This window comes from Stenotrophomonas sp. GD04054, from assembly GCF_029836955.1.
Taxonomy (GTDB): domain Bacteria; phylum Pseudomonadota; class Gammaproteobacteria; order Xanthomonadales; family Xanthomonadaceae; genus Stenotrophomonas; species Stenotrophomonas maltophilia_A.
In genome coordinates this window covers 35,889-56,852 of the sequence record NZ_JAOECR010000001.1, presented here as the reverse complement: position 1 = coordinate 56,852, position 20,964 = coordinate 35,889, and the positions used below count along the sequence as shown (strand labels likewise).

21 protein-coding genes are annotated in these 20,964 nt (G+C 66.2%); 12 read left to right on the top strand and 9 right to left on the bottom strand.

The annotated features are described in order from the left end of the window. Positions 1-177: 177 nt before the first annotated feature. Positions 178-552: a hypothetical protein gene (locus N7573_RS00280; RefSeq protein WP_005413292.1), complete on the top strand. Its 375-nt coding sequence runs from the start codon at positions 178-180 to the stop codon at positions 550-552. Positions 553-625: 73 nt separating this feature from the next. Here the strand turns inward: N7573_RS00280 and N7573_RS00275 are convergent, their stop codons facing one another. The 5 genes from N7573_RS00275 to N7573_RS00255 form a co-directional block, all read right to left on the bottom strand. Further along, a complete protein-coding gene (locus N7573_RS00275) occupies positions 626-1,015 on the bottom strand; it encodes a DUF805 domain-containing protein (protein ID WP_058982716.1) in 390 nt (129 codons plus the stop codon). 189 nt (positions 1,016-1,204) lie between these two features. Next, positions 1,205-2,482 (bottom strand): replication-associated recombination protein A, encoded by a 1,278-nt coding sequence (locus tag N7573_RS00270; protein ID WP_014037159.1) that lies wholly within the window; start codon positions 2,480-2,482, stop codon positions 1,205-1,207. A gap of 390 nt (positions 2,483-2,872) precedes the next feature. Further along, complete coding sequence (gene lolA / locus N7573_RS00265) at positions 2,873-3,511, bottom strand: outer membrane lipoprotein chaperone LolA (RefSeq protein ID WP_024958744.1); 639 nt, start codon at positions 3,509-3,511, stop codon at positions 2,873-2,875. Positions 3,512-3,622: 111 nt separating this feature from the next. Beyond that, a complete protein-coding gene (locus N7573_RS00260; protein WP_049421964.1) occupies positions 3,623-5,566 on the bottom strand; it encodes a DUF3857 domain-containing protein in 1,944 nt (647 codons plus the stop codon). 39 nt (positions 5,567-5,605) lie between these two features. Next, positions 5,606-7,966, bottom strand: a complete 2,361-nt coding sequence (locus tag N7573_RS00255; protein ID WP_032127351.1) for a DNA translocase FtsK — start codon at positions 7,964-7,966, stop codon at positions 5,606-5,608. A gap of 233 nt (positions 7,967-8,199) precedes the next feature. Here N7573_RS00255 and trxB point away from each other — a divergent pair, with 233 nt between their 5' ends. Together trxB and N7573_RS00245 are read left to right on the top strand one after the other, a co-directional pair. Beyond that, positions 8,200-9,171 carry a thioredoxin-disulfide reductase gene (trxB, locus tag N7573_RS00250; RefSeq protein WP_014037154.1) on the top strand — a complete coding sequence of 324 codons (972 nt, stop codon included), beginning with the start codon at positions 8,200-8,202 and terminating at the stop codon, positions 9,169-9,171. Positions 9,172-9,272: 101 nt separating this feature from the next. Further along, on the top strand, positions 9,273-10,397 hold the full coding sequence (locus tag N7573_RS00245; protein ID WP_279911937.1) for a GNAT family N-acetyltransferase: 1,125 nt from the start codon (positions 9,273-9,275) through the stop codon (positions 10,395-10,397). Between the two features lie 85 nt (positions 10,398-10,482). Here N7573_RS00245 and N7573_RS00240 read toward each other — a convergent pair whose 3' ends face one another. Beyond that, positions 10,483-11,751 carry a hypothetical protein gene (locus N7573_RS00240; protein ID WP_279911936.1) on the bottom strand — a complete coding sequence of 423 codons (1,269 nt, stop codon included), beginning with the start codon at positions 11,749-11,751 and terminating at the stop codon, positions 10,483-10,485. A gap of 72 nt (positions 11,752-11,823) precedes the next feature. On the opposite strand from N7573_RS00240, the gene aat reads away from it, so the two are divergent. The 4 genes from aat to N7573_RS00220 all read left to right on the top strand — a co-directional run bounded on the left by aat (position 11,824) and on the right by N7573_RS00220 (position 13,820). After that, positions 11,824-12,564 carry a leucyl/phenylalanyl-tRNA--protein transferase gene (aat, locus tag N7573_RS00235; RefSeq protein ID WP_279911935.1) on the top strand — a complete coding sequence of 247 codons (741 nt, stop codon included), beginning with the start codon at positions 11,824-11,826 and terminating at the stop codon, positions 12,562-12,564. 86 nt (positions 12,565-12,650) lie between these two features. After that, positions 12,651-12,869, top strand: coding sequence for a translation initiation factor IF-1 (infA, locus tag N7573_RS00230; RefSeq protein ID WP_005409596.1), 219 nt, complete (start codon positions 12,651-12,653; stop codon positions 12,867-12,869). Positions 12,870-13,040: 171 nt separating this feature from the next. After that, positions 13,041-13,313, top strand: coding sequence for a hypothetical protein (locus N7573_RS00225; protein ID WP_049399363.1), 273 nt, complete (start codon positions 13,041-13,043; stop codon positions 13,311-13,313). Between the two features lie 129 nt (positions 13,314-13,442). Beyond that, complete coding sequence (locus N7573_RS00220; RefSeq protein ID WP_032127355.1) at positions 13,443-13,820, top strand: hypothetical protein; 378 nt, start codon at positions 13,443-13,445, stop codon at positions 13,818-13,820. A gap of 48 nt (positions 13,821-13,868) precedes the next feature. Here the strand turns inward: N7573_RS00220 and N7573_RS00215 are convergent, their stop codons facing one another. Together N7573_RS00215 and clpA are read right to left on the bottom strand one after the other, a co-directional pair. Further along, entirely contained in the window at positions 13,869-14,156 is a 288-nt protein-coding gene (locus N7573_RS00215) for a HigA family addiction module antitoxin (protein WP_032127356.1), read from the bottom strand. Between the two features lie 292 nt (positions 14,157-14,448). Continuing rightward, positions 14,449-16,734, bottom strand: a complete 2,286-nt coding sequence (gene clpA, locus N7573_RS00210; protein WP_049421950.1) for an ATP-dependent Clp protease ATP-binding subunit ClpA — start codon at positions 16,732-16,734, stop codon at positions 14,449-14,451. Positions 16,735-16,872: 138 nt separating this feature from the next. Between clpA and N7573_RS00205 the strand changes: the two genes are divergently transcribed. Next, a complete protein-coding gene (locus tag N7573_RS00205; RefSeq protein WP_279911934.1) occupies positions 16,873-17,685 on the top strand; it encodes an APH(6) family putative aminoglycoside O-phosphotransferase in 813 nt (270 codons plus the stop codon). A gap of 138 nt (positions 17,686-17,823) precedes the next feature. On the opposite strand, the gene clpS is transcribed toward N7573_RS00205, so the two are convergent. Further along, entirely contained in the window at positions 17,824-18,150 is a 327-nt protein-coding gene (gene clpS / locus N7573_RS00200; RefSeq protein WP_006444529.1) for an ATP-dependent Clp protease adapter ClpS, read from the bottom strand. Positions 18,151-18,262: 112 nt separating this feature from the next. On the opposite strand from clpS, the gene N7573_RS00195 reads away from it, so the two are divergent. From N7573_RS00195 to hflD, 4 genes are read left to right on the top strand one after another with little or no spacing between them, the layout of a single operon-like run. Then, positions 18,263-18,736, top strand: a complete 474-nt coding sequence (locus N7573_RS00195) for a hypothetical protein (protein ID WP_279911933.1) — start codon at positions 18,263-18,265, stop codon at positions 18,734-18,736. A 1-nt stretch (position 18,737) separates the two neighbouring features. Continuing rightward, positions 18,738-19,199 (top strand): NUDIX hydrolase, encoded by a 462-nt coding sequence (locus tag N7573_RS00190; protein WP_071227431.1) that lies wholly within the window; start codon positions 18,738-18,740, stop codon positions 19,197-19,199. Beyond that, positions 19,196-20,338 carry a tRNA 2-thiouridine(34) synthase MnmA gene (gene mnmA / locus N7573_RS00185; RefSeq protein ID WP_279911932.1) on the top strand — a complete coding sequence of 381 codons (1,143 nt, stop codon included), beginning with the start codon at positions 19,196-19,198 and terminating at the stop codon, positions 20,336-20,338. Before N7573_RS00190 ends, mnmA begins: the two co-directional genes overlap by 4 nt. After that, the gene (gene hflD / locus N7573_RS00180; RefSeq protein ID WP_279911931.1) at positions 20,335-20,949 is read left to right on the top strand and encodes a high frequency lysogenization protein HflD; all 615 of its coding nucleotides are present in this window, start codon (positions 20,335-20,337) and stop codon (positions 20,947-20,949) included. Before mnmA ends, hflD begins: the two co-directional genes overlap by 4 nt. The last annotated feature ends 15 nt before the right edge of the window (positions 20,950-20,964 follow it).

Here is a 20,964-nt window from a genome sequence, read left to right as displayed (position 1 = left end):
CTGAATCCACTATTTTGCCCGGCAGCGGGGCGCAGGAGCGCCCTACCCTCGCAGGGCTGCGGATGGATGGGTGATCGTGCCATCGGCCGCGCCCTGTCCTTGCCAAACCTATCCACGCATGGCGTGGATCTACTGACCACCACCCACGGGAATGGATCCCGTGACTGCGAGAACACCTTGAAGCGCACCACCCTGATCGCCCTTTCCCTTGGCCTGCTCGCACCACTGGCCGCCCATGCCGCACAGGACCTGCCAACGCTCTACCAGGCCTTTGAAGAGGCCGGCAATTCGTCACTGGGCATGGACCAACTCAACCAGACGGTGACATTCACTGCCGTAGCACTGAGCGTTTCCAGCAACCTGGCGGGCGAGCCACTGATCGAGGCCGGCGATGACCAGGGCAATGTCCTGGCTCGGCTGACCAGCGACGACGAACAGCAGGCGGCCAAGCTGGGCGCACTGGAAGAAGGCGCGACCTTCACCGCCAGCTGCACGCTGCAGTTCAGCTCGGGCACCGATTACCTGTCCTTCGGCGATTGCACCATCAAGTAAAGATGAAGCCGGCAAAATGCCGGCTTCATTTCTTTGCCTCTGCAGCGTCGAGCCATGCTCGACTCATGCATCATCACGGCCCCGTAGGCACCGGACCATAAACGTTCTCCTGCGGCGTGCCCGGCAGCAGCGAGAAGATCATGATCACGATCCCGCCCCCCGGCACCAGCGCCAGCAGGAACAGCCAGCCCGACTGGTTGCAGTCATGCAGGCGGCGCACGGTCACGGCAATCAGCGGCACGATCGTGGCCAGCCACATCACGCCCAGCAGCACCACCATGCCGATCAGGATGCCGGCCAGTGCATCGGGACTGTTGCGCAGGAGGATCGCCAGCACACCGGCCAGCAGCATCACCGCGGTTGCGACCAGGAACAGAAACAGCTGGTACATCCAGTACTCGCGGCGGTTGGCGCGGCCCTCGAACTGGGCGTAGCGCTTCAACGGCAGAATCATTTCCTGCACGGCATCGATCCTTGAAAGAGAAGCCGCGGAGTGTGCCAAATGCAGGCGCACAGGACAATGTGGCGACGAACCATGCTCGACTGCCACTGCCCCCTGTAGAGCCGAGCCATGCTCGGCTGCTGCTCCAGAAGGCACCCGTAACCCGCGCAAGAGCGAAGTCGAGCATGGCTCGACTCTGCAAGAGCTGGGTCAGCGGCCCTTTGCCGCCCTTGCCGCCTCGCGCTCGGCGCGCAGCCGATCCAGCTTTTCCTTCAGCTTGATTTCCAGGCCGCGTGGCACCGGGTTGTAATACACGCGCTCGCCCATCGCATCCGGGAAACCGGTCTGGTCCAGTGCGATGCCACCTTCGGCGTCATGGTCGTACTGGTATTCGGCGCCGTAGCCCAGCTCCTTCATCAGCTTGGTCGGCGCATTGCGCAGGTGCAGCGGCACCTCTTCGGTACCACTCTCGCGCACGTCGGCCTTGGCCTGGTTGAAGGCGGCATAGCCGGCATTCGACTTCGCCGTACTGGCCAGGTACAGCACCAACTGAGCGAACGCGAGTTCGCCTTCCGGACTGCCCAGCCGCTCGTAGATGTCCCAGGCCTCCAGCGCCATGCTCTGCGCACGCGGATCGGCCAGGCCGATATCTTCGATGGCCATGCGGGTCAGTCGGCGCGCCAGGTAGGACGGATCGCAGCCGCCATCGAGCATGCGGGTCAGCCAGTACAGCGCGGCATCCGGGTTGGAACTGCGTACCGACTTGTGCAACGCCGAGATCTGGTCGTAGAACTGCTCGCCGCCCTTGTCGAAGCGACGGGTGCGGTCGGCCAGCACCTGGGTCAGGGTCTGCGGGGTGATGCGACCACCCTCCCCGCCCGCCAGCTCAGCAGCGATTTCCAACAGGGTCAGCGCACGGCGCACGTCGCCGTCGGCGGCGGTAGCGATTTCCAGCAGCAGCTCGGGGGCGACCTCGATGCCCTCCTCGCCCAGGCCGCGCTCGCGGTCACCCAGCGCACGCTCCAGCGCCTCGACGATGTCTGTGGGCGAAACACCTTCCAGCACATGCACGCGGCAGCGCGACAGCAGTGCCGAGTTCAGCTCGAAGGACGGGTTCTCGGTGGTGGCGCCGACGAACAGGATGGTGCCGCGCTCGATGTGCGGCAGGAACGCATCCTGCTGCGCCTTGTTGAAGCGGTGCACCTCATCGACGAACAGCACGGTGCGCCGGCCTTCGGCGAACCGTTGCGCCGCCTCGGCCAGCACCTGGCGCACTTCCGGCAGGCCGGACAGCACGGCGGAGATCGCACGGAACTCGGCGTCGGAATATTCGGCCAACAGCAGCGCCAGCGTGGTCTTGCCGCAGCCCGGCGGCCCCCACAGGATCATCGAGTGCACGCGACCGGACTCGACCGCGCGACGCAGCGCGCTGTCCGGCGCCAGCAGGCGCTTCTGCCCGACCATTTCGTCGAGGGTGCGTGGGCGCATGCGCTCGGCCAGCGGGCGCAGATGTTCCCGATCAACGCTCAGCAGATCGGGGCCAGGGAAGGAAGTTGAACGATGTCTTGCCACACGCCCATTGTACCGCGAGAGCGTGCCAACCAAGGTTGGCACCCACCACAGCGGCCGGGCCATGATCGGTAGCGGATCAAGCTGCAGGGATCGGTAGTGCCGGCCGCTGGCCGGCAGATCAAAAGCATGTCAACCAAGGTTGACACCCACCAAGGCGGTGCCGGTTGACACCCACCAGAGCAGGTTGCGCCGGGCCGTGATCGGTAGCGGATCAGGCTGCAGGGATCGGTAGTGCCGGCCGCTGGCCGGCAGATCAAAAGCGTGTCAACCAAGGTTGACACCCACCAAGGCGTTTCCGCCCAGAGATCAGTTACCGATGACGTCGGTGCCCTTCGGCGGGGTGAAGCTGAAGGTGCCGGCAGCAAAGCCCGGGTTGCGCTTCCAGCCACTGAAGCTGATCACGGTGCGCTGACCAACCGCATCGGTGATTTCCATCTTGGCCAGACCCTGGGCATTGAAGCCCAGCGCGGCGTACTGGAAGCTGGCTTCGGTCTCGCGCTTCGGCGACAGCGACAGCCACTGCAGGCCGTCGCGCTGCGCGGCCTCTTCGCTGACGTCGTACTGCTGCTCCAGCAGCGCCGGGTTGATCAGCGCGGTCAGCGGGCTGTTCTGCTCTTCCTTGCCCTGCTCGCGAACAGTGGCCTGCTCCAGGTCCGGCTCGTACATCCAGACCTTCCTGCCGTCGGCCACGATCAGCTGTTCGTGCGGGCGCACGTATTCCCAGCGGAACAGGCGCGGCGCCGACAGCGCCACGCGGCCGCTGGTCGATTCCTTCACCTTGCCGCGGCTGTCGAACACCTGCTGGCTGAACTGGCCATCCAGGCCCTTCAGGCCACTGGTGAAGGTCTTCAGGTCATCGCGGGCGCCAGCCCAGGCGCTGCCGGCGGCGGCGCAGGCCACGGCCAGGGTGGTGGTGGCAAGGAAACGGCGGAAGCGGAAGTTCATGCGGGAATCCTGTGGGCGCGGGCGCCAGGAAAGGTGGTTGCCAGTGTGCCCGGACAAAGATGAATGGGCGATCAGGGCGACATTATGCCGCCCCGAACGTCCATCGGCGATTCAGCCACCCGAGCCGGGCAGCTTGCCGTACAGCACCTGGCCACGGAAGCCACGACGCACTTCGCGGTACAGCGCGCGGAACGCCGGATAGTCCTGCGGCTGGCACAGCGCCTCTGGTCCACGCACCGCGTTCTGCTGCAGGCGGTGATGCACGATCACGTCCTGGCCCTCGCGGCTCCAGTCCACGCGATACTCGCCGGCGGCGTTGGTGAAACGCTGGCTGGCCGGGATGGCGATGATCGGCGCATTGGCCGGGAACTGCAGGCGATAGGTTTCCTCGCGCAGGCTGGCATTGCAGTAGAACGGCGTCTCGTTGGCCGGCGCCGAGGCGGTGGCGTACAGGCCGCGCACTGATTCACCACCCGGCGGGTCCGGCACGGCCATGCCTCCGGCCACGCTGAAGTCGGCGTAGTCCTCGGCCTGGAACGCCATGCGGTAGCCAAACGGCCGGGTCAGGTCGACCGGCACGCCCTGGATCTGCAGCTGCCCTCGCCCATCGAAACCGGACGCAGCCATGATCTGCTCTTCAGCGCGCGCACGGTTCTGCGCGTTGAGCTGGGAGAACTGGGCGCGCATGCCGATCTCGGCGTTCTCGCCCAGCTTCGGAATCGTCTCGCCGCGCAGGTTGCCGTTGGCGTCGAAGGTGAAACGCACCTCCATCGAGGTGGCATTGCGCTCCGGCGTATTGGCCGGAGTGCGCGCCAGTGAGGCGTCGCGGGTACGCATCACCGGTGCGCCCAGGTCACCTTCCGGCAACTGCCCAAAGCGCGCCCACGCGGTGGTCGAATCCAGGTACAGATCGAACTCGGGGATGTAGGTGATGGCGTGGTTGAAGCGGCCCAGCACCGGAATCTTCGGCAGCGTCGGGCCACCACCGGCACCGATCAGCACCGGCGAGCTGGCGATGCCCTTGGCCGCCAGCAGCGCCTCCAGGATCGTCACATGGTCCTTGCAGTCACCATAGTGGTTGTCGAGGATGCTCTGCGCACTGTTCGGCTCCAGGCCACCATTGCCCAGGTACACCGCCACGTAGCGGATGTTCTGCGCCACCCAGCGGTACAACGCGTCGGCCTGCTCGCGGCGGTCGCTGATGCCAGCGGTGATCTCATCGGCCAGCGCCTGCAGCTCCGGCGTGACCTGTGCCGCCGGGCCGGCCTTGAGCTGGTAGGCACGGCCCATCTGCGACCAGTCACGATAGGTGCTGGCCATGATGTTCGGGCCGAACTCCCAGCCTGCCGCCGACCAGTTCTGCGCCGGCATGGCTTCGCGACGCTGGTAGCGCCAGCGCCACTGTGCCTGTCCGTTCTTCACCGTCGGGCGATCACTACCCTGCACGCCGCGGCTGTCGACGAACATCGGCAGGTTGGCCGGCGCACTCAGGGTGACCTCGGCGTCCTCGTACTCGGTGAAGACGTTGAAGGTCTCCCACAGGCCGAAGTAGCCGGGGAAGTACGGCGTGGCCTGGGTGCGGCGCACCTGGTAGAACAGGCGCGTGCCCGGGGCCAGGTTCGGGAACACGATCACCCGCACCTTGCGGTCGGCATACATCGCTGCCGAGGCGCTGGAGTAGCTTTCCTGGGTGTAGATGCGGTCGGCCGGCACGTCGCGGCGCTGGCCGTCGGCGGTGATGGTGTAGGCGCCGAGTACTTCCAGCGTCTCCATCTTCTCGCTGTAGCTCAGCCGAACCTGGCTGAACTGCTCGACCGAGGCCTTGGTCTTGAGCAGGACTTCGTAGGTTTCGGTCTGCACATTGCCCGCATCCGGCCGCACCTGGTAGTCGGCGCGGTAACGGACAATGCTGAAATTATTGCTGGCTTCGGTATCGCCGCTGGTGGAAGGCGGCGCCGTGGCGGGCGCGGAGGTGGCGGTGTCTGCCAGTGCCGGGCCGGCAGCCAGGAAGGCTGCCAGCGCCAGTGCCAGCGCGCTTGGTACGGGGTGAAGCATGCGTCGGTTCCTTGGACGTCGTGGGGGATACGTCGGGTCTTACTTCGGCGGCGGCGGTGCCAGCACCGTGCGGTCGCCGTTGTGCTCGGGCGGACTGACCACGCCGGCCGCTTCCATGGCCTCGATCAATCGCGCTGCACGGTTGTAGCCGATCTTCAGCCGGCGCTGCACGCCGGAAATCGAGGCACGGCGGGTTTCGGTGACCACCCGCAGCGCTTCGTCATACAACGGGTCGGACTCATCGCCGGCAGAGCTGTTCTCGGGCAGGCCGGTGGCGCCGACGACCACGCCGTCGCCCATCGTCTGCACTTCGTCCAGCACGCCGTCGACATAGTCGGCCGGGCCCATCGCCTTGAGGTGTTCGACCACGCGATGCACTTCCTCGTCGGAGACGAAGGCGCCGTGTACGCGCTCGGGCATGGCGGTGCCCGGCGGCAGGTACAGCATGTCGCCGTGGCCCAGCAGGGTTTCCGCGCCGGACTGGTCGAGGATGGTGCGCGAGTCGATCTTGGAACTGACCTGGAAGGCGATGCGGGTCGGGATGTTGGCCTTGATCAGGCCGGTGATCACGTCCACCGACGGGCGCTGCGTGGCCAGGATCAGGTGGATGCCGGCCGCACGCGCCTTCTGTGCCAGGCGCGCGATCAGCTCCTCCACCTTCTTGCCGACGATCATCATCATGTCGGCGAATTCGTCGATGAAGATGACGATGAACGGCAGCGTCTCCAGCGGACGCGGCGCCTCGCCCAGTTCCGGGTTCGGCTTGAACAGCGGGTCCATCAGCGGTTGGCCGGCGTCCTGGGCTTCCTTCACCTTCTTGTTGAAGCCGGCCAGGTTGCGCACGCCCACCGCGCTCATCAGCTTGTAGCGGCGCTCCATCTCGGCCACGCACCAGCGCAGGCCGTTGGCGGCCTCCTTCATGTCGGTGACCACCGGCGCCAGCAGGTGCGGGATGCCCTGGTAGACGCTCAGTTCGAGCATCTTCGGGTCGATCATCAGCATCCGCAGGTCTTTCGGCGAGGCCTTGAACAGCAGGCTCAGCACCATCGCGTTGACCGCCACCGACTTGCCCGAACCGGTGGTACCGGCCACCAGCAGGTGCGGCATGCGCGCCAGGTCGGCCACGGTCGAGCGGCCAGCGATGTCCTTGCCCAGCGCCAGGGTCAGCACGCTTGCCGACTTGTCGTATTCCTTCGAACGCAGCAGCTCGGAGAGGTAGATCATCTCGCGGGTGACGTTGGGAATTTCCAGGCCGATCACCGACTTGCCCGGAATCACGTCGACCACGCGCACCGACTTCACCGACAGGCCGCGCGCGATGTCCTTGTCCAGCGAACTGATCTGGCTGACCTTGATGCCCGGCGCCGGCTCGATCTCGAAGCGGGTAATGACCGGGCCGGGGTTGGCGCCGACCACCTGGGCGTCGATGCGGAAATCCTTCAGCTTGAACTCGATCTGCCGCGATAGCGCGTCCAGGGTTTCCTTGTCGTAGCCCACCGGCTGCGGCTTGGGATCGTCCAGCAGGGCCAGCGGCGGCAGGTCTGATCCGTCGCCGTTGACGCCACGGAACATCGGGATCTGCGTGTCGCGCTTGGCCCGGTCACTCTTCTCGATCACCGGTTCCGGGCGCGGCTCGATCTTCACCGGCTCGCGCTTGGCGCGCACCTCGGCATCGGCCTTGCGTACCTCCTGGCGTTCCTCGCGCATCACCCGGGTCTGCTGCCACTCGGTGACTTCTTCCTTCTTGCGCGCCAGCAACGGCGCCAGCGACATCACGCCGCGACCGATCTTCTCCATCACCGTGAACCAGGACAGCCCGGTGGCCAGGGTGATCGAGGCCAAGAGCAGCACCAGCACGAACAGGTTCGCGCCCAGCGCACCGAAGCCCACCGTGAGCGAATTGCCGACCAGCTTGCCGAGGATGCCGCCGGCACTGGAGACATCACCACTGAACAGGCGCACGTGCAGGAAGCCGGTACCGGCAATCAGGAAGCCGACCAGGCCGACCAGGCGCAGCGCCGGGTCCAGGTCGTTCTCGCCCTTGCTCTCGCGCTTGAGCCCGAACATGGCGATCCACGCCAGCGCGCCCAGCACCACCGGCAGCAGGAAGGCGATGTAGCCGAACAGCTGCAGCAGCACGTCGGCGATCCAGGCGCCGGCGCGGCCGCCGAGGTTGTGCACCGGCGCGACCACGCTGCCGGTATGCGACCAGCCCGGGTCGGTCGCTGAATACGTGAACAGACTGGCCGCCAGATACAGCAGCGCCGGCGCGATGGCGATCAGGCCAAGGTCGCGCCAGAGGCGTTGGCGGCGTGGATTGTCGGTCGTCGCCGCCGCGGCCGTGCGACGTGACGCCTTGCTGTCGTCGGACTTGGAGCGTTCGGGGACCTGCTTCGCCACCTTAGACCATACCTTTGGAATGCGCTGTTAGTGATTGATAATAAATGAGACGGCGTCAGTTTTCAGTTATGCGACATCTGACAGGACAATCGGAGGGCCGGAACCACTGCTGGATGACGGCGTTCTGTTCATCGGCTTGAATCGCCCTGCCCCAGCCGCCACTCTATGACCAGCCACGGATGCTGCGCAAACATCGCCAGCGCCTTGTCCCATCTACCTTTTCGCGAGTCTACATGAGCACCAGCCTGCCCTCCCGCCACCAGCGCCTCGTCATCCTCGGTTCCGGCCCGGCCGGTTGGACCGCCGCCGTCTACGCTGCCCGCGCCAACCTGAAGCCGGTCGTCATCACCGGCCTGCAGCAGGGCGGCCAGCTGATGACCACCACCGAGGTGGACAACTGGCCGGGCGACGCCCACGGCCTGATGGGCCCGGACCTGATGGCGCGCATGCAGGCCCACGCCGAGCGCTTCGAGACCGAAGTCATCTTCGACCACATCCACACCGCCGACGTGTCGCAGCGCCCGTTCAAGCTGATCGGCGACAGCCACGAGTACACCTGCGATGCCCTGATCATCGCCACCGGCGCCACCGCCAAGTATCTGGGCATCCCGACCGAGGACGAGTTCAAGGGCCGCGGCGTGTCTGCCTGCGCCACCTGTGACGGCTTCTTCTACCGCGACCAGGACGTGGTCGTGGTCGGCGGCGGCAATACCGCCGTGGAAGAGGCGCTGTACCTGTCCAACATCGCCCGCAAGGTCTACCTGGTCCACCGCCGCGACACCCTGAAGGCGGAAAAGATCATGCAGGACAAGCTGTTCAAGAAGGTGGCAGAAGGCAAGATCGAGACCGTCTGGCACCACCAGGTGGAGGAAGTGCTGGGCAACGACGCCGGCGTGACCGGCGTGCGCGTGAAGTCCACCCTGGACGGCAGCACCCGCGACATCGACGCCCACGGCTTCTTTGTGGCCATCGGCCACCACCCGAACACCACCTTGTTCGACGGCCAGCTGGCGATGAACAACGGCTACCTGGAAATCCGCTCGGGCCTGGGCGGCAATGCCACCCAGACCTCGGTGGAAGGCGTGTTCGCCGCCGGCGACGTGGCCGACCAGCACTACCGCCAGGCGATCACCTCGGCCGGTTTCGGCTGCATGGCCGCACTGGACGCCGAGCGCTACCTGGACGCACAGGGCAAGGCCAGCTGAGAGGCGAACCTGCTTCTGTAGCGTCGAGCCAGGCTCGACTCAGGCAAAAGGCCGACGCCAGTGCGTCGGCCTTTCTGTTTCATCTGCCCTATCCTTTCCCCATGCCTTCCCACCGTTTCCTCGACTCCCTGCAGTCCGTTTCCGCCACCGACTGGGATGCCCTGCACGACGGCCGCAACCCCTTCGTCAGTCATGCCTTCCTTTCCGGGCTTGAACAGCACGGCTACCTTCGCGAGGACTGGGGCTGGCAGCCCCGGCACTTCACGCTGTGGGAGGGCAACACGCTGGTCGGCGCCATTCCGGGTTACCTGAAGACCAACTCCCACGGCGAATTCGTGTTCGACCATGCCTGGGCCAACGCGTATGCCCATCATGGCCGCGACTACTATCCGAAGTGGCTGGGCGCGGTGCCGTACTCGCCGGTCACCGGTCCGCGCCTACTGGCCCGTCACGATCTGGAGCGCGCCGCGTTGCTGTCAGCATTGCGCGAGACGCTGCCGACGCTGGACGTCTCCTCGGCCCACATCAACTTCCATACCGCCGGCGACGAGGCGCTGTTCGGCGATGACTGGCTACTGCGCGAGGATGTGCAGTTCCAGTGGCAGAACCCGGGCGACTGGTCCACGTTCGAACAGTTCGTCGGCGCGATGGACCACAAGCACCGCAAGAACATCCGCCAGGAACGGGCCAAGGTAACCCGCCAGGGCATCACCTTCCGCGTGGTGCACGGCGACGAGGCCAGTCGCGCCGACCTGCAGGCGATGTACCGCTTCTACCTGCAGACGTTCCTCGAGTACGGCAACGCCCCGGCACTGACTGAGGCCTTCCTGCGCCATCTGGCGATTTCGCTGGGGCGCGGGCTGGTACTGTTCCTGGCCGAACAGGACGGCGAGCCGATTGCCGGCGCGCTATGCCTGCGCGGTGGAGACACGCTGTACGGCCGTTACTGGGGCGGCGCCACGCTGCCCGGCCTGCACTTCGAGGCCTGCTACTACCAGGGCATCGAGTACTGCCTGCGCGAAGGGCTGGCTCGTTTCGAACCCGGCGCACAGGGCGAGCACAAGCTGGCACGCGGCTTCCTGCCGACGCTGGTGCGCAGCAGGCACTGGGTGGCCGATCCGGATTTCGCAGACGCACTGCAGGACTGGTGCCGGCAGGAGCGACAGAGTGTGCGGCGCTACCAGCAGGAGCTGCAGGGGCATGGGCCGTTCCGCGTAGAACCGTAGAGGCGCGCTTGCTCGATTGGCGCGGTGCCGAAAAGCGTGCCAACCAAGGTTGGCATCTACCAAGGCAATAGCGAGGGCGCTGTGCTCAGGTGCACTGCCAGAAGTACCCGCTCACCTGGCACTTCGCACACCAGAACGTGTAGAGCATGCCGCCACTGCCCCAGAGCAGCGCGCCTCCACCGGGGGTCGGCAGTGTCGAATCCAGCTGCATCACGAAGGGCATCTCCTCGCCGCAATCGATGCACGCCGGGTACCAGGCACTCTGCACCCAGCTCGGCGCGCCGCCCACGCGCGACAGGTTCTGCCGATGATTGGACTGGCCCCAGTCCTGTTGCTGCCAGCGCTCGCCTTCGAGCGCCACCAGGCCCACCTCGGCCTGCATCAGGTCGCCACTGTCGGTGGGTGTGTTCGGTACCTCACGGTGCTGGCTGGGGTGGCAGCTGGGCAGGCCGGCCGCATCATGGCGATAGAAACGCACGGGCGGGTCTTCCCAGCCGCAGCAGTCCAAGCACAGCCCCAGCGTGATCTCGCCCGACGCGCCCGGCTGCAGCGCGGCGGCATCGGTCTGCAGCAGGCGCTGAAGCGGCGCATGGCAGCTGCTACACAGCGCTTCCAGCGGCCCTCCCATCTGCCCAGCATGGTGTACCTGCCCACCATTCCAGGTCGGGTGCAGCCGCCATATGCGCTTGCGCCAGCTCGGCTCGTCCGCCTGCTGCGCGCGATGCTGTTCGCGGCCGAATCGGAAGTGCAATGGCCGCTCGCCATGCAGGCGACGCGGCTGCGGACCTTCGGCGACACCGGCCCAGTGCGCCCAGACCTCTGCATCCAACCGCCCCCAGTCGACCAGGTAGCCGCGAGCAATGGCGTAGGTTTCGGGCTGGGCGGCGAGCAGCAACGCCCTGGCCCGCGCCATTTCGCGATCGTCATCGGCTTCGGCCAGGATCTGCGCCCAATGCGCGGCCGTCGCGCTGGGCAGGCCCTGCCAGACCTGCGTGGCCAACTGCACCTCATCCTCACTGGCGACCGCCAGCAATGCCTCCCAATCGTCCTGCAGCACCTGCGGCGCCTGATAGCTGGCGAACTCCATCACGCTCGTCAACACGTCACCGCGCTCGCCCGCGCGATAGCGGCGCCACGCGTCCGCCGCGACCGCGGGCACCGCGTCATCCGGCAGCAGGTCCAGTGCCATGTCGAGGAAGGCCGAGCTCGGCGAAGGCCGCGCCAGCGCCTGCAGCATCAACTCTCCCAGTTGACGCGACTGTTCAGTGGCCATCGACAGCAGCATGCCTTGGCTGTCGTTGCGCGTGCGCGGGGCGTCATGCAGGTCGAGGATGGCCCTGATCGAGTCACTCATTCGGAGGCTCCTTGCCGGTGAACAGTGATGGTGCCAGACATCACGAATCACCACGACGAATACAATGGCCCCATGACCCGCCAGCTGCCCTGGCGCCTGGCCGATGCGCCGGACGCCCCCTTCCCTCCGGCCGAGACCGCACTGCGCCAGCCCGATGGCCTGCTGGCGGTGGGCGGCGACCTGCATCCGGTGCGTCTGCTCAATGCCTACGCCGGCGGTATCTTTCCGTGGTTCAGTGAGGGTGAGCCAATCCTGTGGTGGTCGCCGGACCCGCGCATGGTGTTCCGCACCGATGGCGTGCACCTGTCCAGCCGCTTCCGCCGCCTGTTGCGCAGCAGCACGTGGGAGGTCACCGCCGACACCGCCTTCAGTCGTGTGATGCGCGCCTGCGCCGCGGCACCTCGGCCCGGCCAGGACGGTACGTGGATCAGCCCGGCGATGGTCGAGGCTTACAGCCAGCTGCACGACCTTGGCTTCGCCCATTCCTTCGAAGTCTGGGACCGGCAGACGCTGGTCGGCGGCATCTACGGCGTCGCGATCGGCGCCATGTTCTTCGGCGAGAGCATGTTCAGTGGCGCCAGTGGCGGCTCCAAGATCGCCCTGGCCGCGTTGGCAGCCACCCTGCGTGGCTGGGGCTGGGAACTGATCGATGCCCAGGTGGAGAATCCGCACCTGCTGCGGATGGGCGCCGAGCACCTGCCGCGCGCGGACTTCCTGGAGCACGTCCGTCAGGCCGTACACCGTGACGGCCGTGAAGGCCCCTGGACCCAGGCGGTAGGACGCTTGCCAGCACAGCGTTTGGCCGGGGGTTAACACAAACTTTGCAAGCCGGGCCCATCACGCGTAAAATACCGCGCCTTAGGCCCAGCGTGGCCGTTTTCTGAACCGCACAGGACTACATGTCGAAAGACGATTCCATCGAGTTCGAGGGCACCGTCAGCGAGACGCTGCCGAACACCACTTTCCGCGTTCGTCTGGAAAATGGGCACGAAATCATCGCCCACATCTCCGGCCGCATGCGCAAGAACTACATCCGCATCCTCACCGGTGACCGGGTCAAGGTTGAAATGACCCCGTACGACCTGACCAAGGGTCGTATCACCTACCGCATGAAGTAAGCGGTCGGCGCATTGCGCCACTCCGACAGGGCCGGCCTCGCTGCTGGCCCTTTGTCGTGCGCGGAAGAAAGCGACCGGCACCGAGGCCGCTCGGTTTTCGTCCCTGTCCGAAATACCGCATCGCGCCGCGACTCTAGACTCAACGCGTTCTTCACAGAAGGCGTTGCGCGCATGACCTACCTGATCGTCCTGGACCCCCAGTCCGTCACCAGCCGCTGCTACGCCAGCAAGGGCCCGGACGGCACCTGGTTCGGCCAGCCCTGCCTGGTCTGCACCAGCATGGACGCCTCGCACCCGCTGTACCTGGCCGTGCAGCGCGAGATTCCGCATATGGGCAGCACCCTCAAGCAGCGCCTGCACATTCCGCACGAGGCGGTCGCCTTTGTCATCGAAGACGGCGGCGACCAGGGGCGCCAGCAGGGATTCCGTTCGATCGCGGCCTGAGGCGCCAAAGGTCATCGTGACCGATCTCACCGTGGCGTCGGTCAGCCCTGCTTGCGGCAGATTCGCATTTGCAGCGGCGGCGGCATCTTGGGATCCGATCCAGTCCGGATCGCTGCCCCCTGCCCCGCCATGAACCTGTCTTCCCTGCTCATCCCCCTGGCTTTGTCTGCCGTCACCCTGCTGGCGTCGTCCGCCCATGCCGCCGACACCGCGCCGGCACAGTGCGTATCACTGACCGGCGAACAGCAGATCGTTCGCGCCGGCGCCGACAAGAACATCCTGCTTCGCTCCGGCGAAGACCACTATGTTGTGCATTTCCGCAACAGCTGCCCTTCTGCCGTACTGGCCACCCGCCTCGGCTTCAAGACCGACGGCAAAGAAGCTGACGAGCTGTGCAGCGAGGGCCGAAGCGCACTGGATACAGGTCGCGGCAGCTGCGAGGTTGCACGCATCGAGCCGATCGATGCCGAGCGATTCAAGCGTGAGGCGCGCCGCCGCAGCCGCTGACCCCAGACAGGACAAGGGCGGCCGAAGCCGCCCTTGTCGCGATATACGTCAACGCGTCGCGGCAACCAGCGACAACACTCTCGGTTGCGCGCGCTGCCGTGCCAACCAGAGATCGTAGCTGGATTGCAGCCCCATCCAGAAAACCGCAGTACTCACTCCCGCCATCTCAAGGCGGATGGCCAGGTCAGGACTGATGCCCGCCTTGCCGTTCAGAACCCGCGAAAGGGCTACCCGCGACATTGCCAGGCGCTCGGCTGCTTCGGTCACAGACAGATCCATTGGATCAAAGACCATTGCCTTGATCGCCTGCCCGGGATGCGGATGGTGATGAATCATGCGCGGCCTCAGTGATAGTCCAGGTAATCCAGCAGCTCCACGTCGCTGCCGGCGAAACGGAAGGTAAGTAGAGCCGCTCGAGGCCCCTGTGGCGAAAACCGATGATCATCACTGTATCCTGTATCGTTTCGCAATACAAACAGGGCAACACCCCATCGCGACCAGAAGACAGCATTGGCACCTCCGTTCCGTTCAAGCAAGGCCGCGGACGACAGCCCCACTGGAAACAACAAGGGCGGCCGAAGCCGCCCTTGTCATTTCCAGTCTTTCACGCCAAGCCTATGGCATCAGCTCATTCCACCGTGACCGGCAGCAGCCGCTCCGGCTCGGCCTGGGTCTCGACCACCAGCTCGTCGTCGCGGACGTCGATGCTGACCTTGCCACCGTTGACCAGCTTGCCGAACAACAGCTCGTCGGCCAGCGGACGCTTGATCTTGTCCTGGATCACGCGGGCCATCGGGCGGGCACCCATCAGCGGGTCGAAACCATGGTGGGCCAGCCAGTCGCGCGCGGTCGGGGTGGCCGACAGGCTGACGTGCTTGTCCTGCAGCAGCATCTCCAGCTCGATCAGGAACTTGTCGACTACGCGCAGGATGTGCTCGAAGCCCAGCGCCTGGAACTGCACCACCGCGTCGAGGCGGTTGCGGAATTCCGGGGTGAAGCTGCGGCGGATGGTCTCCATCGCGTCGGTGGCATGGTCCTGCTTGGTGAAGCCGATCGAACGCCGCGAGGCCTGCGCCGCACCGGCATTGGTGGTCATCACCAGCACGACGTTCTTGAAGTTGGCTTCACGACCGTTGGTATCGGTCAGCACACCGCGGTCCATCACCTGCAACAGGATGTTGAAGATGTCCGGATGCGCCTTTTCGATTTCGTCCAGCAGCAGCACGCAGTGCGGCGTCTTGACGATCTTCTCGGTCAGCAGGCCACCCTGGTCGAAGCCGACGTAGCCCGGAGGCGCACCGATCAGGCGGCTGATCGAATGCGGCTCCATGTACTCGGACATGTCGAAGCGGACCAGCTCGATGCCCAGCTGCAGCGCCAGCTGCTTGGTCACCTCGGTCTTGCCGACACCCGTGGGACCGGCGAACAGGAAGTTGCCGATCGGCTTTTCCGGGTTGCCCAGGCCCGAACGGGCCAGCTTGATCGCCGAGGACAGCGTCTCGATGGCCGGGTCCTGGCCGAAGATCACCATCTTCAGGTTGCGCTCCAGGTGCTGCAGCACATCCTTGTCGGTGGCGCTGACCTGCTTGGTCGGGATACGCGCCATCTTGGCGACGATCGCCTCCACTTCCTCGACGTCGATCAGCTCCTTGCGCTGGCCTTCCGGCAGCAGGCGCTGGCGGGCGCCCGCCTCGTCGATCACGTCGATCGCCTTGTCCGGCAGCAGGCGGTCGCCGATGTGCTTCACCGACAGGTCCACCGCCGCCTGCAGCGCCTCGTCGGAATAGGTCACACCGTGGTGCAGCTCGTACTTGGACTTCAGGCCCTGCAGGATCTCGTAGGTCTCGCCGACGGTCGGCTCGACGATGTCGATCTTCTGGAAGCGGCGGGCCAGCGCCCGGTCCTTCTCGAAGATGCCACGGTACTCCTGGAAGGTGGTCGAGCCGATGCAGCGCAGCTCTCCGGACGCCAGCGCCGGCTTGATCAGGTTGGAGGCATCCATGGTGCCGCCCGACGCCGAGCCAGCACCGATGATGGTGTGGATCTCGTCGATGAACAGCACCGCATTGGGCACCTTCTTCAGCGCGGTCAGCACGCTCTTCAGGCGCTTCTCGAAGTCGCCGCGGTACTTGGTGCCGGCCACCAGCGCGCCCAGGTCGAGCGAATAGATCACCGCATCGGCCAGAACGTCGGGCACCGAGCCCTCGACGATGCGGCGGGCCAGGCCCTCGGCGATGGCGGTCTTGCCTACGCCCGCCTCACCTACGTACAGCGGGTTGTTCTTGCGGCGGCGGCACAGGACCTGGATGGTGCGCTCGATCTCGTCGGCACGGCCGACCAGCGGGTCGATGCGACCGGCCCGGGCCTGTTCGTTGAGGTTGCTGGCGAACTCGGTCAGAGCATCACCCTTCGGCTCGCCCTCCCCGCCTTCGATGCGGCCTTCGCCCTCGGAGGAGGACGACGGCTGCTCGCCTTCCTCGCCCAGCTTGGCGATGCCGTGGGACAGGTAATTGACCACATCCAGCCGGGTGACATCCTGCTGGTTGAGGTAGTAGACGGCGTGCGAGTCCTTCTCGCCGAAGATGGCGACCAGCACATTGGCGCCGGTGACCTCCTTCTTGCCCGAGGACTGCACGTGGTAAACGGCCCGCTGCAACACGCGCTGGAAGCCCAGGGTCGGCTGGGTATCGCGGCCGTCATCTTCGGCCAGGCGGGACACGGAGGCCTCGATGGCCTGCTCCAGCTCCTGGCGCAGGCGTTCGGCGTCGGCGCCGCAGGCCTTCAGTACGGCCTGGGCGGACGGGTTGTCGAGCAGTGCCAACAGCAGGTGTTCGACCGTCATGAACTCATGCCGGGCCTCACGGGCGCGCTTGTAGCACTGGCCGATGGTGTGTTCGAGGTCTTTGCTGAACATGGATTACTCCGGCGGCAGATGGGGACAATATGCGGCCTGACTACGCGATTTCCATCACCCTAGCGGATTGCTGCGTTCAGATGGCGTTATCAGTGCGAATCGATTGATCTTCATTCACTCCAGGACAGCCCACCCGGCATGAGCGAACCCTACCTGAGCCGCTGGCGATTGCGGCGTGATGGCGCAGCCATCGAAACGCCCCATGCCCAGCTCTGGCCGGTGCTGACCGCCGCCGGCGAGCCGGCCATGCTGAAGATCAGCAGCGAAACCGAAGAGCAGAACAGCCATCGCCTGCTGCGTTGGTGGGACGGTGACGGCGCCGCCCGCCTGCTGGCCCACGAGGGGCCGGCGATCCTGATCGAACGTGCCGGCGGCGACTCACTGCGGCAACGTTCGATCAAGGGCGACGATGACACCTGCACCACGGTCCTGTGCCAGGTCCTGCAACGGCTGCACCGGCCACGGAGCGCACCGCCAGCGGAACTGGTCTGCCTGCGAACATGGTTCGCCGACCTGCTGCAGCCAAGGGCTGCGCTGCCGACACTGCTGGAACAGTGCAGATCACTGGCGGAGGGACTGCTGCAGCAGGAACAGGAGATCCGGCCGCTGCACGGCGACCTGCACCACGACAACGTGCTGGATTTCGGCGCGCGCGGCTGGTTGGCGATCGACCCGAAGCGGCTGCTGGGCGACCGCGCGTTCGATTACACGACGCTGTTCAGCAACCCGGACCTGTGCGGGCCGGGAATCCACGTTGCGACACAGCCCGAGCGGTTTGCCGCCCGGGTGGAGCAGGTCACTGCGCTGGCGGGGATCGAGCGACACAGGCTGCTGCGTTGGATCGCAGCCAGCGCGGGGCTGTCAGCGGCGTGGTTCCGCGATGATGGCGACCCCGCCGAAGTCGACGAGGCGGTGGCGAGAATGGCGCTGGAGGCGTTGGCGGAGGGCTGATCCCGCGCTCTGGTAGATGCCCACCTTGGTGGGCACGCCCCATCCATTATCGATACGGGCCTCTGCTCTGGTAGGTGCCCACCTTGGTGGGCACACCGGGTCCGGACTCGATGTGCCCGGACGAAAACCGGCAGCCGGTCAGGCCTTTTCCATCGTGCACAGCAGCGGGTGCTGGTTCATCCGCGAATACTCGTTGACCTGGGCGACCTTGGTCTCGGCCACTTCGCGGGTGAACACCCCGCACACGCCGCGGCCACGGGTATGGACGTGCAACATCACCTGCGTGGCCTTGTCCAGGTCCATGCTGAAGAACTGCTGCAGCACGTCCACCACGAAATCCATCGGGGTGTAGTCGTCGTTGAGCAGCATCACCTGGTAGAACGGCGGCGGCGCCACTTCCGGGCGCGCGGGCTCCACGGCAACGCCGTGCTCGTGATGGGAATCGGGGGAAGACTCATGGGGCATCTGCCCATTATAGAGGCACGGGCCAGCCTGCGTCGGCCTGCCGCAGATTGGACGGCACGCACGCCCACCGTCACAATTGCACCCTCTCTCAACACTGTTTCACAGGATCTTCATGAAAAGGACCCTTCTTCCCGCCCTGCTGATCGCCCTGGCCGCCGCCGACTCCGCCGCCGCCGAGACCCAGGCCGACAAGGCCGTGGCCCGCCACCTGGACAAGCTGGGCTATACCTACGAGGTCGACGAGGACGGCGACTACCGCATGGTGTTCGACGTCGAGGGTGATCGCACCCAGATGGTCTACGTGCGCTCGTCGGTGGAAGATTTCGGCACCCACAACATCCGCGAGATCTGGTCGCCGGCCTACAACGCCAAGACCAAGCAGTTCCCGGTGGCCGTAGCCAACCGCCTGCTGGAAGATTCGCAGGACGCCAAGATGGGAGGCTGGGTGAAGCAGGACACCACCGCCATGTTCGTGGTCAAGATCGACGCCGATGCCACGGCCGACCAGCTCAGCGATGCCATCGATGCGGCCATCCGCACCGCCGACGCCATGGAGCTGGAACTGACCAAGAAGGACGAGTTCTGAGTTGAACACCACGCCGGACCCGCGCTGGGCACCGCACGCCACTGTCGCCACCGTGGTGGTCGACGGTGGCCGCGTGCTGCTGGTCGAGGAGACCATCGACGGCCGCCAGGTGCTGAACCAGCCGGCCGGCCACCTCGAGCCGGGCGAAAGCCTGGCCGAGGCAGCCCTGCGCGAGACCCGCGAGGAAACCGGCTGGACGGTGCAGCTGACCCACTTCATCGGCTGCTACCAGTGGACGGCCGGCGACGGCACCACCTTCCTGCGCTTCTGCTATGCGGCGCGTCCGGTCTCGCACGACCCGGCGCAGCCGCTGGACACCGGCATCGATCGCGCGCTGTGGCTGACCCCGGCCGAGCTGCAGGCCGCTACGGAGCGCCTGCGCAGCCCGCTGGTCTGGCAGGTGGTGGCTGATTTCCTGGGTGGCCAGCGCCATCCGCTTTCGCTGGTCCGGGAGGTCGCATGAGCACTCCGCGCGTGATGGTGGGCGTCTCCGGTGGCGTCGACTCCTCGGTCGCCGCCTGGCGGCTGGTGCAGCAGGGCGAGGCCGTAGCCGGTCTGTTCATGCAGAACTGGGCCGACGACGGCAGCGGCGACTGCCGCGCCGAGGACGACCGCCGCGATGCGGTGGCCGTCTGCGGCCTGCTCGGTATCCCGTTCCACTTCCGTGATTTCTCCAGCGAGTACTGGCAGGGGGTGTTCGAGCACTTCCTGGCCGAGTACGCGGCCGGCCGCACCCCGAACCCGGACGTGCTGTGCAACCGCGAAGTAAAGTTCAAGCACTTCCTGGATGCCGCCCGCGAGCTGGGCGCCGAACGCATTGCCACCGGCCACTACGCGCGGGTGACCCAGCGCGGCCACCAGTGGCTGCTGCTGCGTGGCGCCGACCGTTCCAAGGACCAGAGCTACTTCCTGCACCAGCTGGGCCAGGCGCAGCTGGCGGCCACCCTGTTCCCGATCGGCGACCTGGAAAAGACCGACCTGCGCCGGATCGCGCGTGACGTCAGCCTGCCGACCCACGCCAAGAAGGACTCCACCGGCATCTGCTTCATCGGTGAGCGCGACTTCCGTGAATTCCTCGGCCGCTACCTCCCAGCCAAGCCGGGCCAGATCCTCGACCCGGCCAACGGCAGCGTGATCGCCGAGCATCCGGGCGTGTTCTATTTCACCCTGGGCCAACGCGAGGGCCTGAACATCGGCGGCGTGCGTGGACGCCCGGCCGCGCCGTGGTACGTGGTCGGCAAGGATGTGGCCAGCAACGTGCTGTACGTGGACCAGGACCGCGACAGCAAGTGGATGCTGTCCGAGCGCCTGCGTTCGGAAACCGCGCACTGGATCGCTGGTTCGCCGCCGGCACGGCGCTTCGAATGCACCGCCCAGACCCGCTACCGCCAGCCCGATGAGCCGTGTACGGTCCAGGTGCTGGACGATGGCAGCGTGCTGGTCACCTTCGCGCGCCCGCAGCGCGCCGTTACCCCCGGTCAATCGCTGGTGCTGTATGACGGTGACGTGTGCCTGGGTGGCGCGGTGATCGCCGCCACCGATGCGCCGCTGGAACAGCGCCTGCGCACCACCCCTTCCCCTTTTGAGGTAATCGCTGCATGAGTTTCACTGTCGACGACCGCGTCCTGGCCCTGGCCGGCATTGCCCAGGCCCTGCAGCAGGTACGCCGCATCGCCGATACCGGCCATTCCGACGCCGCCGCCGTGCGCACCGCCGTGGACAGCGTGTTCCGTGTCGATGCGTCCTCGCCGCAGGAGGTGTTCGGTGACCGCCATGCACTGAAGTCCGGCCTGCGCCTGCTGCACAACTACTTCCGCAGCCAGGGCCAGGACCCGATCCTGCCCAAGCTGGCCCTGTCGGTGCTGCAGCTGGAGCGCCGCTTCGTTCAGGATGGCGCCACCGTGAACAAGGTCGCCTCGGGCATCGAGCGCGCCCAGCGCCAGGCCGTCGAGCTGGGCGACAGTGGGCACCCGGACGTGCTGGCCAACCTGGGTGGCCTGTACGCCGACACCATCAGCCACCTGAAGCCGCGGGTGATGGTGCAGGGCAACCCGCATTACCTGGGCCAGGCCGGTGTGGTCGCCGAGATCCGCGCCCTGCTGCTGGCCGCGGTGCGCTCGGCGGTGCTGTGGCGGCAGCTGGGCGGCAGCTACTGGGACTTCCTGTTCAGCCGCAAGGCGATGATCGAGGCCGTGGACCGCCAGCTGGCCTGAGCCCCATGGGGTCGG

Coding starts and splice junctions, on each gene's coding strand:
- mnmA (WP_279911932.1), top strand. CDS start 19,196: ATGAGCACTCCGCGCGTGATGGTGGGCGTCTCCGGTGGCGTCGACTCC.
- N7573_RS00195 (WP_279911933.1), top strand. CDS start 18,263: ATGAAAAGGACCCTTCTTCCCGCCCTGCTGATCGCCCTGGCCGCCGCC.
- lolA (WP_024958744.1), bottom strand. CDS start 3,511: ATGAACTTCCGCTTCCGCCGTTTCCTTGCCACCACCACCCTGGCCGTG.
- hflD (WP_279911931.1), top strand. CDS start 20,335: ATGAGTTTCACTGTCGACGACCGCGTCCTGGCCCTGGCCGGCATTGCC.
- N7573_RS00220 (WP_032127355.1), top strand. CDS start 13,443: ATGAACCTGTCTTCCCTGCTCATCCCCCTGGCTTTGTCTGCCGTCACC.
- clpS (WP_006444529.1), bottom strand. CDS start 18,150: ATGCCCCATGAGTCTTCCCCCGATTCCCATCACGAGCACGGCGTTGCC.
- N7573_RS00240 (WP_279911936.1), bottom strand. CDS start 11,751: ATGAGTGACTCGATCAGGGCCATCCTCGACCTGCATGACGCCCCGCGC.
- N7573_RS00260 (WP_049421964.1), bottom strand. CDS start 5,566: ATGCTTCACCCCGTACCAAGCGCGCTGGCACTGGCGCTGGCAGCCTTC.
- trxB (WP_014037154.1), top strand. CDS start 8,200: ATGAGCACCAGCCTGCCCTCCCGCCACCAGCGCCTCGTCATCCTCGGT.
- N7573_RS00225 (WP_049399363.1), top strand. CDS start 13,041: ATGACCTACCTGATCGTCCTGGACCCCCAGTCCGTCACCAGCCGCTGC.
- N7573_RS00205 (WP_279911934.1), top strand. CDS start 16,873: ATGAGCGAACCCTACCTGAGCCGCTGGCGATTGCGGCGTGATGGCGCA.
- infA (WP_005409596.1), top strand. CDS start 12,651: ATGTCGAAAGACGATTCCATCGAGTTCGAGGGCACCGTCAGCGAGACG.
- aat (WP_279911935.1), top strand. CDS start 11,824: ATGACCCGCCAGCTGCCCTGGCGCCTGGCCGATGCGCCGGACGCCCCC.
- clpA (WP_049421950.1), bottom strand. CDS start 16,734: ATGTTCAGCAAAGACCTCGAACACACCATCGGCCAGTGCTACAAGCGC.
- N7573_RS00245 (WP_279911937.1), top strand. CDS start 9,273: ATGCCTTCCCACCGTTTCCTCGACTCCCTGCAGTCCGTTTCCGCCACC.
- N7573_RS00270 (WP_014037159.1), bottom strand. CDS start 2,482: ATGCGCCCACGCACCCTCGACGAAATGGTCGGGCAGAAGCGCCTGCTG.
- N7573_RS00215 (WP_032127356.1), bottom strand. CDS start 14,156: ATGATTCATCACCATCCGCATCCCGGGCAGGCGATCAAGGCAATGGTC.